6 protein-coding genes and 2 pseudogenes are annotated in these 10,746 nt (G+C 70.0%); 5 read left to right on the forward strand and 3 right to left on the reverse strand.

What is annotated here, in order from left to right; all coding sequences use genetic code 11:
• Positions 1-1,985 (forward strand): peptidoglycan-binding protein (locus ABT147_RS33300; protein ID WP_351413175.1); only part of this gene is annotated, 1,985 nt, incomplete at its 5' end.
• Positions 1,986-2,020: 35 nt separating this feature from the next.
• Positions 2,021-3,880, forward strand: a complete 1,860-nt coding sequence (locus ABT147_RS33305) for a M64 family metallopeptidase (RefSeq protein ID WP_351413177.1) — start codon at positions 2,021-2,023, stop codon at positions 3,878-3,880.
• Positions 3,881-4,133: 253 nt separating this feature from the next.
• On the opposite strand, the gene ABT147_RS47450 is transcribed toward ABT147_RS33305, so the two are convergent.
• The gene (locus tag ABT147_RS47450) at positions 4,134-4,394 is read right to left on the reverse strand and encodes a hypothetical protein (RefSeq protein ID WP_502983200.1); all 261 of its coding nucleotides are present in this window, start codon (positions 4,392-4,394) and stop codon (positions 4,134-4,136) included.
• Positions 4,395-4,417: 23 nt separating this feature from the next.
• Here ABT147_RS47450 and ABT147_RS33315 point away from each other — a divergent pair.
• A pseudogene (locus ABT147_RS33315) lies at positions 4,418-4,558 on the forward strand (IS5/IS1182 family transposase); the annotation flags it as partial.
• A 41-nt stretch (positions 4,559-4,599) separates the two neighbouring features.
• Here ABT147_RS33315 and ABT147_RS33320 read toward each other — a convergent pair.
• Positions 4,600-8,295, reverse strand: coding sequence for an nSTAND1 domain-containing NTPase (locus ABT147_RS33320; protein WP_351413180.1), 3,696 nt, complete (start codon positions 8,293-8,295; stop codon positions 4,600-4,602).
• 279 nt (positions 8,296-8,574) lie between these two features.
• Here ABT147_RS33320 and ABT147_RS33325 point away from each other — a divergent pair, with 279 nt between their 5' ends.
• On the forward strand, positions 8,575-9,003 hold the full coding sequence (locus ABT147_RS33325; RefSeq protein ID WP_351413182.1) for a hypothetical protein: 429 nt from the start codon (positions 8,575-8,577) through the stop codon (positions 9,001-9,003).
• Between the two features lie 125 nt (positions 9,004-9,128).
• A pseudogene (locus tag ABT147_RS33330) lies at positions 9,129-10,161 on the forward strand (IS1380 family transposase); the annotation flags it as partial.
• Positions 10,162-10,218: 57 nt separating this feature from the next.
• On the opposite strand, the gene ABT147_RS33335 reads toward ABT147_RS33330, so the two are convergent.
• Positions 10,219-10,593 (reverse strand): hypothetical protein, encoded by a 375-nt coding sequence (locus ABT147_RS33335; protein ID WP_351413184.1) that lies wholly within the window; start codon positions 10,591-10,593, stop codon positions 10,219-10,221.
• Positions 10,594-10,746: the final 153 nt, after the last annotated feature.

Here is a 10,746-nt window from a genome sequence, read left to right on the forward strand (position 1 = left end):
TGGTGCTGCGCGGGTACGCGATCCGCATCGACGGGACGGCCCTGTCGCACGACGTACTGCCCTTCGGCGGCCGCTTCCGGCCGAGCGTCTTTCTTCCCCGGACGTCCGTGAACGAGCTGACGGTCCTCCCGGCGCTGGGGTACGGCCTCCAGCCGGGACCGAGAATCGTGCCGCCTTTCCGGTACGGGGTGGATCGTGCGGGAGGCGTCACGGTGGGGCCGGAGTTCGCGGGTTTCGCCCAGGCCGAGGGCGCCACGCTGGTGCTGCGCGGGTGCCGGATCCGCATCGACGGGACGGCCCTGTCGCACGACCTGCTGCCCCTGGGCCTGGCCCGGCCGGACCACTTCCTTCCACGCGCGTCCGTGAACGACCTCACGGTTCTCCCGGCGGACTTCTACGGCTTCCAGTCCGGGACGGTCGTCACGGACTTCCACTACGGCGTCGACGGGGACGGGCACGTCTACGTGGGCTCGCAGTTCGCGGGATGCGCCTCGGGCGCTGGCAACACGCTGGTGTTGGACGGATATCCCGTGGTGATCGACACGACCGCCGCGGACAGCGACCTCGTGGGGATCCACAACATCCGGGCGAGCAGTCCGGGTCCCCCACCCTTCCGGCGGAGCAGCCACGAGGCGGAGTTCGTCCTCCTGCCCGGTCCGGGCTACGTCCCCCAGACGGCCAAGGGCGCCTTCAAGAGGGGGTTCAACGTCGAGCGGGACGGCACCGTGACCTTCCCGCCTTCGACGGCCGGCCGCTACGCGGTCTCCCCGCCCACGTCCCCCAACCCTTCGGAAGAGGGGCGGGAGGTCGCCATCAGCACGCTCGTGCGCCCCACCGACCCGGACGCGGGCGGGCCGGGGGGAACCGTCACGTTCTCCCTCCAGGACGGCCCCGTCCTGGGTACCGCCGAACCGGACGAGCACGGGCGGGCGGCCATCACGACGAGCGCGCTGCCGGTCGGCGAGAGCGTCGTCGTCATCGAGTACGCGGGCGCCGAGCCTTTCGCTCCCTCGGCGACCACCGTCCGCCACCAGGTGATCCCACGCATGGGCGAGCCGGTCGGGGACGCGGCCCTGCCCGAGGTCGTGGACTGGGCCCTGCTGCCCATCCTCGCCCAGATGGCCGATCTCCAGGCGGTGGACGGCCACGTCAAGCTGGCCCAGTGCCTGCTGAACACCGTCGGAGCCGCGCAGCCCCCACTCGTCATCGACGGCAACTTCGGAGTCCTGACCCTCGCCGCCGTAGGGGCGTTCCGCTCGGGCCCGCTCCTCACCCCCGGGGACGTGGTCGACACGCCCGTCTGGTTCGCGCTCGCCGTGGCCGCCCCCTTCCCCCTGCTGGAACCCGGCCCCAAGGTGCCGCCCATGACGGGGCCGCCGGTGGCCCTCGTACAGCGGCTCCTCAACCGGCGGGGCGCCGAGCCGCGACTCGACCTGGACGGCAGGTACGGGCCCGCCACCGCAACGGCCGTACGCGACTTCCAGGCGGCCCACGGCCTCGCCACCACCGGCACCATGACCCCCGAGACCTGGTCCGCGCTCGCCGGCTCGCCGCCCGGCCCGGACCCCACGCCCGCCGAACCCAGGGCCATGCGCCTGACGTTCTCCTACGACAGCGCGGACTGGGACGCGGGCGGGCCGGTCGTCCGGTTCGTCTCCCGCGAGGACCTGAGGATGCTCGCTCCGCGTGGCGCCGACCCCGACGACTTGCCCCAGGGACGCTCCGGCTTCTGGTACGAGGTCCGCGACGCCGCGGGCCGGGTGCTCTATTGGCGCAGCCGCCATCTGCCGATCGCGGTCGTCCGGGAGGTCCCGCACCCCGAGGACGGCCTCTCCACCGTGGCGCTCGACAACCCGCGGGGCACCTTCGAACTGGTGGCACCGGTGCTGCCCGAAGGCGCCTCGGTCGTGCTGCTCAGCAGTCCGCCCGACCCCGCGAGGCTGACCGAACCGGCGTCCGAGATCTTCTCCCTGCCCATCGCCTAGGCGTGTCCGGCACATCGCCGACGGAAGGAGTCCCCGTGAAGGTCGTCGAGTTCGTCCTCGGAGACATGAGCCGAGTCGCCCTCGGCTGGACCCTCGCAGTCGTGCCCGAGGGATACACGCAGGCCGATTTGAAGGACGGACTCTTCGACGCCGACGTGGCGAAGTTCGTCAAGAGAATGCTCGTGACCGCGCCGTTCTCCCGGCCCGAGGTGCGTCGGCTGCTGAACGTGGTGATGGTCCGCGCGGCCTCGGCACACAGCGGGGACACCATCAGGCTGCTCACACCCGCGCCCGCCGTCTCACCGTTCGGCACGGCGTTCGGCGCCCTCTTCGGCCGTGACACCTTCGAGAACAAGCAGATCGAACGCACCCTGTACGGCGACTCCGCCAAGGTGATGAAGTTCGTGCGGGACCAGCCCGGCCTTCGCTCGGTGAGCCACTTCCTCGTCGTCGTCAACAACACGGACATCGACGGCGGATGCATGCAGGGCGGGGTGGGCTGGTTGAGCAAGTACCGCGCCTCCTGGCCCGACGTGGCCCTCCACGAACTAGGGCACCAGGCCTTCGGACTCGCCGACGAGTATCCGTACATGAACACCCGGACGGACCCCGTGTCCGTCATCCCGGCCCTCGCGCCGGAGCCCGAGGCACCCAACGTCACCAGGGTGAAGAACGCCGTCACGATCAAGTGGTCGGACCTCCTCACCGTGCCGCCGTGGCAGGTCCCGACCACGGTGCTCGCCACGCCCTGCGTGCGTGAACACCGCGTCATCGACGACCCCGACCCGCCGATCCCCGCGGGGGCCGTCGGCGCCTACGAGGGCGCGTACTACCACGACTGCGGTGTCTTCCGCCCGTCCCAGGAGTGCAGGATGCGCGTGAACACCGACCCGTTCTGCCGGGTGTGCGAGATGAGGGCACGTCTGGACATCGGACGCCACACGCTCGTCCTGAGCCAACCCACCCCATTCGGCGCGGGGTACTGGACGCACGTGCAGGCCTTCGACCCCACGCCGGGTCACCCGCGCATACTGTCCTACGACATGGTCACCGGCGCCTACGCGATCTCCCCTGCCAACGGCTACACGAGCCTGCCCCGCCGCCCCGACGGCTCCCCGCCCGTCCTGGACTCCAACCACGCCCTGGGCACGGGGTCCATCGGCCCCGGCTGGTCCTCGCTGGTCCCCTTCGAACTCGGCAGGACCCTCCACTTCCTCGGCCACCAGGCCGGATCGGGCGCACAGGCGATCTTCGCCGTGAACGAGTTCGCGACCGCGCTGAGTCCCACCCACACCACGCCGCCCGGACACGCCGCGCACACCCACGTGGTGACGTTCCACCTCGGCGGCGCGCCGCACTACGTCGGCTACGACTACCTCAGCGGGGACGCCGTGCTCTTCCGCCTCGACAGTGCCGCCGCCGATCCGGTACCCGTCACCACGATGCAGTGGGGACGAGGCCACACGGCCGTGGTGGCCATGACGCTCCGTGGCGAGCCGCACGCCGTCACCTACCGCCTGCACACCGGCGAAGTGATGATCCGCCGCCTCGCGCCGACCGGCTTCACGATGGCCTTCGCCTCGCGTTCCGGCTTCTGGAAACGCGCCATCACGCACGTCGCGGCCCTGGACATCGACCACCAGCCGTACCTGGTGCGGTACTCCGGCGTCGACGGCAGCGCGTACATCCACTCCGTGCGCGACGACGCCACCGGCGTCGACCCGGTGTGCCACGTCCCACCGCCCGGCATCGGCGGTCTGTCGCTCTTCGGCGTGGGCGCCTCTGCCCTCGGCCAGGTGAACCGGCCACACGCCGACGGCAGCCCGGGACAGGACCTGTACTTCTACAGCGCCAAGGACGGGTCGCTGATCCTGTCACCCCTGGACCTGAAGTGAGTGCGTTGTGGCAAACCGAATCTTGTTCGAGCGGCAGCGGGTGATCACCTGGACGGAGGTTCGGGTGTAGTCGCGGGCATGGGAGAACGGGCGCCTTGGTAGTGACGCGGTTACGACACCAGCACGACCAAGGAAGCCCGTTGCCTCATCAGTTGAGCAGTATCCCTGCGCATGCGTCCACCGCGGTCACTCCTGGGTGCGACTGCTACGTGCACAGGTTCGGTTCGATCGCTCCGGGACAGCGGGCGCGGTGCTATCCGAGTGACATGACGGATGCGGAGTGGGCCGAGGTCCGCTCCGCGATGCCGGTGCCGGCCTGGCTCCTCAAGCAGGGCGGGCGTCCGGAGGCGTACTGCCACCGCGAGATGCTCGACACCGCCAACTCGTCCTTAACTACGTGGCATTGATCGAGTATCGCCCGGTGGCAGTACGCCTCCGGCTGCCCGCCCCGACCCCGCATCCAGCCCGCCACCGGCAGCAGCGGCCGGACCACGGCCCACTCCGCGTCCGTCATGTCCGAGGGATACCGCCGAACACGCCAAGTGGCTCGATGACGGCACCAACCAGACCATCCACGACCTGCTGCGCCGGCAGGTGCGGGAGAAGGCGCGGCGGAAGGCGGACCCGAGCCTGGTGGTGCTCGACACCCAGAGCGTGCACGCGGCGGCCGGGGTGCCGATCAGGCGGGAGAACGTCGGGAGTCGGCCGGTCTTGGGCCGTCATTGTGGGCACACCGGGTGGGAGGCGCCGCCTTTGAGGTACTCGTCTCGTTCGTCTGCGGTGAGATCCCTGCCCACGGCCAGGCAAACCTTGCTGATGGCCGAGTCCTCGTCGAACAGCCGTATGCGCCACAGGCGTACCGTGCCGTCCATGGTGCCGGTTGCGACAGCGCTGCTGTCGGGGCTGAATGCCACGGAAGTGATGGCGGTCTTGTGGCCGGGGAAGGACATGATCTCCGCGCCGGTTGTGGCGTCCCGTACTCGTAGCGTCTCGTTCTCGGCGACGGCCGCGTGTTCCAGGTCCGGGCTGAATGCTGCAGCCAGACCGGTGCGGTCCTGCCCGGCCAGGGCAAGGGTGGTGAGCGTCTTGCGGAGACGGCCGGTGTTCGCGTCCCACAGCCGGACCGTGTTGTACTCAGCGCTGGCGGCGGCGAGGGTATTGCCATCGAGGCTGAACGCAACGGGCGACACGACCCACTTGTGTCCGGTGAGGGTGGTGCGCAGGCGACCGGTGGCGATGTCCCACAGCCGCGTCGTGCCGTTGGTGGTGCCGGCTGCGAGGGTTTTTCCGTCGGGGCTGAAGGCGACGGACCACACGACCTTTTTCTGACCGGTGAGCGTCGCCCGCAGACGGCCGTCGGAGGTGTCCCACAGGCGTACGGTGTGATCGTTGCCGCCGGTGGCGAGGGTTTTTCCGTCCGCGCTGAACGCCACCGATCGCACCGTCATCTTGTGGCCGGTGAGGGTCATGCGGGGGCGGCCGGTGGTGACGTCCCACAGGCGCACCGTGCCGTCTGCGGCTGCGGTGGCGAGAGCACGGCCGTCAGGGCTGAACGCCGCACACATCACGCCCCACTGGTCGAGGGTGGTGCGCAGGCGGCCGGTGCCGGTGTTCCACAGCTGTGCGGAGAGGTCGCCTCCGGTGGCGAGTGTCTTTCCGTCCGGGCTGAACGCCATGGACGATATGCCCCACTTCTCACCGGTGGGGATCGTCCTCGCTCGTTCGGTGTCGGTGTCCCACAACCGGGTTGTGCCATCCGACGCGTTGGTGGCGAGCGTTCTGCCGTCCGGCCTGAAGGCCACCGACATCACCATTCCGTCGTGTCCGGTGAAAGTGGTGCGCAGGCGGCCGGTGCCGGTGTTCCACAGCTGCGTCGAGAGATCGGTGGCGGTGGCGAGCGTTCTGCCGTCCGGGCTGAACGCCATGGACGCGACGCTCCTTCGATGGTCTATGGCGGTGAGGACACGTCCGGTGGCGACTTCCCAAAGACGTATGCCGGAACCGTCGGCGCCGACGGCTAGTGTCTTTCCGTCGGGGCTGAAGGCCACGGCCGATACGGGCCTCTTGTGCCCGGTGAGGGTGGTGCGCAGGCGGCCCGTGGCGGTGTCCCACAGCCGAGCCGAGCGGACGCCGCCGGTGGCGACGGTCGTGCCGTCGGGACTGAACGCCAGTGCTTGCGGGAAGCCCCTGTGTACGGTGAGGGTGGTGCGCAGGCGCCGCGCGGCGGTGTCCCACAACCACACGGTGCCCTCTCCACTGCGGACGGCGAGGACCCGCCCGTCGGGGCTGAGAGCCACGGACGGGCGCGGCGTCTCGTGTCCGGTGAGGGTGGCGCGCAGGCGGCCGGTGGTGGTGTCCCACAGGCATACGGTGCCCTGTTCGTCCCCGACGGCGAGAGCCTTGCCGTCCGCGCTGAACGCCACTGCGAGCCAGGACTTGTCATGTCCGGTGAGGGTGGCGCGCAGGCGGCCGGTGGTGGTGTCCCACAGGCGTACGGTGCCCTGTTCGTCCCCGACGGCGAGAGCCTTGCCGTCCGCGCTGAACGCCACCGAGCCGGGGACCCCAGTCCGTTGATCTCTGACGGGCGTGCGTCGGATCGGCAGGCGCGCCGCTGCGTACAGACTGGTGGCGGCCTCGCGCGTGGCGCTGGTGCGGTAGGCCTGCACGGCAAGCAACGAGGCCAGATCCGGGTCCTTGTCCAAGAGTGCGGCGGACTGCGTCGCGAGCTGCCGGGAGAGCGCCTCGCGCTGCGCGGTAAGGGCCTCCTGCTGCGAGGCGACGGCGGTTTGGCGCTGCCCGTAGGCGATCGAGGCGGCGGTCAGGGCCAGAACGGTCAGTAACGATAGGCCGGCGACGAGAAGGCGCAGGCGCCGGGTGGCACGGGCGGCCGTCGCGAGTTCGTGGTCGCGGGCGTCGGCACTCGCGGTGAGGAAGGCCCGTTCCAGCGCGGTGAGATGGGCCTGGGCGGGTGGGGTGGTGAAGGCCTCCGCGGCACTCGCGAGGCGGGTGCCGCGGTACAGCGCCCCGGGATCGTGGCCGAGTTCCCGCCAGGCTGTGGCGGCCTCGGTGAGACGGCGGTGCTGACGCAGGAACTCGCGGTCCTCTTCGATCCACGTACGCAGCCGGGGCCAGGCGGTGATGAGGGCCTCGTGCGCGAGGTCGACGGTGTCGTCGTCCAAGGTGACGAGGCGGGCCCGGGCCAGCCGGTCGAGCACCACGCCGGCCTCCGCCGCGCTGTCGCCGACGAGTTCGGCGCGGGGGGCGGGCCGGCGGGTGTCCGAGGCTCCTTCACCGGGAGTGATCAGGCGCAGCAGCATGCGGCGGGCGAGTGCCGCCTGTTCCGGGGCCAGTTGGGTGTAGAGGTGTTCTGCGGTGCGTGCGAGGGCGCCACGTACGCCACCGGTCGCTTCGTAGGCGGTGAGGGTCAGGGCGCGCCCGCGGCGGCGGCGCCAGGTCTCCAACAGGGCGTGCGACATCAGTGGCAGGCCGCCCGGCTCGTCGGAGGTCTCGTCGACGATCCGGGAGGTCAAAGCGCGCTCCACGGTCAGACCAGCGGCAGTGGCCGGTCTGACGATGGCCTCACGCAGTTCGGTCGGGCTCATCGGGCCGACCAGCAGGTTGGCGTCGAGCAGCGAGGCGGCCAGGTCACGGTGTTCGGCGCACCGTCCGTAGAAGTCGGCGCGCACCGCAAGCAGCACACGTAACCCGCTCGCCGGCTGCCGGGCGGCGAGCAGGAGGTCGATGAAGCGGGCCCGTTCCGCTGCGTCGTGGCAGAGGGTGTAGACCTCCTCGAACTGGTCGACGATGACGAACCTGTCCGCGGCGCCGTTGCCGCTTCCACCCGCGTCGAGGAGAGGGGCGTGGGTCCGGGCCGGGTGGTCGCCAGGGGTCAGGATCCGGATCACGGCCGGCCGCAGGCCCGCATCCTGGGCATGCTGGAGGGCGGGAACCAGGCCCGCGCGCAGCAGGGAGGACTTCCCACAGCCGGACGCGCCGAACACCGCGGCGAACCGCTGGCGGCGCAGCAGATCGAGCAGGTCGGCGGTGAGCTTGTCCCGGCCGAAGAACAGGCCGCTGTCGCCGGTCTCGAACCGCGTCAGCCCCCGGTACGGCGGATCCGCCGCCTCGCCGTCTTCCTCCACGCCAGCGGCGTCGTCGGTTGCCTGTTTCCACCGGGCTTCCCACTCCGCCGCATTGCCCCCGCATGCCGTCACGTAGGCCAGGGTCACTGCCAGCGTGGGCAGCTGCCCGCCCGCCGCCGCCTGCGACAGGGTCGTGTCCGAGTAGCCGGCCCGCTCGGCCATCGCCCGATAAGTGAGGCCGCCCGCCTCCGCCCGCAGCTTGCGCAACTCGAACGCGAACCGCTGCACCGGCCCCGCCCCCGGATCCACCGGCACCTCACGACGCCCCGCCACACCCGCCCCCTCGCCAGCCGCCCCCGCACCAGACCAGACACCCCACTCTCGCACCTCCGCAACCCGGCCCGGAACATCCCGCCCGGCCAATGATTGGCCGCCACAACGGCCCTGCCAATCAATAGGCCAGCCGCTGAAATCAGTGGCGTGAGCAGTCCGGGGGACCGCTCATCGGGGGGGGAAGGGCCCTGCTGGTCGTGATGCGACCAACAGGGCCCCATCGCCCGGGATCCGCACTGCACCCGGTATTTCGGCCGGGTGCGTCTTCGACAGGAGGAAATGGTGCGAGGAATCAAGAAGCTCGTGACCGGCGGCGTCATGACGGCAGTGCTGGCAACCGGCATGGTGGTAGGCGGGCAGCCGGCCCAGGCCGCCAGCGGTGGCGGATGCACACCGCTCAGCGTCAGCCCGACCCTCGGATCGTGCATCAGCTACGCGTCCAACTACATATCCAGTGACTTCTACTTCAACGTCGCCCCGGACTTCGCCCGGTGCAAGTACCGGCACCAGATCTACCTGAACGGCAACGTGACGTACGACTCCGGAATCAAGACACTCACCGGCCAGGGCCGGTACGGGCCGGTGCGAAAGAAAGTGGACGCGCTGCCGAACCGATCTCAGAGCGCGTATACCCGCGTCACCGTCTACAAGTGCGACAACACGTACCACTACGCGGTCAACAGCCCGACCGTGTACTACGTAGCCTGAATCTGCTCGGTGCCGGGCCCTGCCCACAGTGCTAACCTCGCCGTTTCACTTGGGTACGGCGGCTGTTGCGGCGGAAACGCGAAAGTGCCTTCCTGACCTGGGACGATGAAGCTTGCTGAGGGGTTCTGTCGGTCCAGGCGGAGGGCACTTTCTACGTGCAGGGTATCGGGTTACGTCCCAAGATCCATGTCAGCACGGATGGTTCGGGGGTGGTCGGTCATGCCGGAGCAAGGTTGCTGACGGATCTCGCCGATGCCACCGGGCTGACCGCCGCGTACTCCGCCGCGCTCAGACCGCTTCGGCCGCGCGGGACGGGACATGACCCGGGCCGGATCGCCACCGACCTGGCGGTGATGCTCGCCGACGGCGGTGAGGCCATTGCGGACCTGGCCGTCCTGCGGGACCAGGCAGGGGTGTTCGGCCCGATCGTCTCGGCACCGACGGCCTGGCGGTTGCTCGCCGACGTCGACGAGACCGCCCTGGCCTCGCTGGCTTCTGCTCGTGCCCAGGCCAGGGAAGTCGCCTGGCTGCAGGCCGCTGAACACGGTGAGGGCATCCCCGCAGCCCGGGCCGCGGGGCGCTCGCTGCCCGGTCTGGTCCTGGACCTCGATGCCACGCTGATCGCCTGCCACTCAGAGAAAGCGCAGGCCGCACCGACCTACAAGGGCGGATTCGGGTTCCACCCGCTGCTGTGCTTCCTGGCCAACACCGGCGAGGCACTGTCCGGCCGGCTGCGTCCCGGGAATGCCGGTGCCAACACCGCGAGCGACCACATCACGGTGCTCGACCAGGCACTCGCGCAAATCCCCGATGCCCACCGGCACGGCACCGACCTCCTCATCCGCACCGACAGCGCCGGATCCGCGATAGCCTTCCTCGCTCACGTCCGCGACCTGCGCAAACGAGGAATCCGTACCTTCTTCTCGGTCGGATACGCCATCACCGAGCCGGTCCGGTGCGCTGTCCGAGCCATCCCGGACCGTCTCTGGCATCCTGCCCTGGACCAGGACGGGACAGTGCGTGCCGGGGCCGAGGTAGCCGAGCTGACCGGCATGGGTCGACCTGGACGGCTATCCCGCCGGCACCCGCATCATCGTGCGCCGGGAACGGCCGCACCCCGGAGCCCAGCTCTCCCTGTTCGACCAGGACGAGGTGTGGACGATCGCGTAATTCCCCACGGCTGCGGTCACGTAATTCCCCAGGTGATGCCGTCTTCTATCTGTCGACCGACCACGTTGTGTCGCCAGGTGGCGCGCCTGCCGTGAGGATGTGGTCGACGATCCGCAGTGCGTCGGGCAGCGGCACTGTGTCCTCGTCGAGGTACTCGTCGTGCTGGCCGTTGGCCAGGATGAAGCCCTTGCTCTGGCCGGCTGCTTGCGGTGTGACGGCGTGCTCGCCGGGATCGGCTTCGTCATCAAGCAGCATCACCATCGCGCGCTTGGCGTTGGTGATGACGGCCAGAGAACGACCGTGCGAACTGGTCAGCCATGTTTCTAGCTGCCCGGCATCGATCCGCTCTCGAAGCACCGCCAGCGCCGCAGCGGGCGACGCTGGGACGGTGCCATCGCTGAAGATCCAGGACTCGGCCATGCGAATGACATTCTCATATGCCGCAAGCGGCCTGGCCTAAGGGCTTGCCGATCATTAGCACGTTGTCTTGATCATGCGCTGGAGTCGCTGCTCAGGGCTCGAACCCGAGCCTGGAGGGCTGTGAGGGCAGAGGGCGGAGTGGCCGCCGGCGGG

It is taken from the genome of Streptomyces sp. NPDC001868, from assembly GCF_040297125.1.
Lineage (GTDB): Bacteria > Actinomycetota > Actinomycetes > Streptomycetales > Streptomycetaceae > Streptomyces.

Coding starts and splice junctions, on each gene's coding strand:
- ABT147_RS47450 (WP_502983200.1), bottom strand. CDS start 4,394: ATGACGGACGCGGAGTGGGCCGTGGTCCGGCCGCTGCTGCCGGTGGCG.
- ABT147_RS33325 (WP_351413182.1), top strand. CDS start 8,575: ATGGTGCGAGGAATCAAGAAGCTCGTGACCGGCGGCGTCATGACGGCA.
- ABT147_RS33335 (WP_351413184.1), bottom strand. CDS start 10,593: ATGGCCGAGTCCTGGATCTTCAGCGATGGCACCGTCCCAGCGTCGCCC.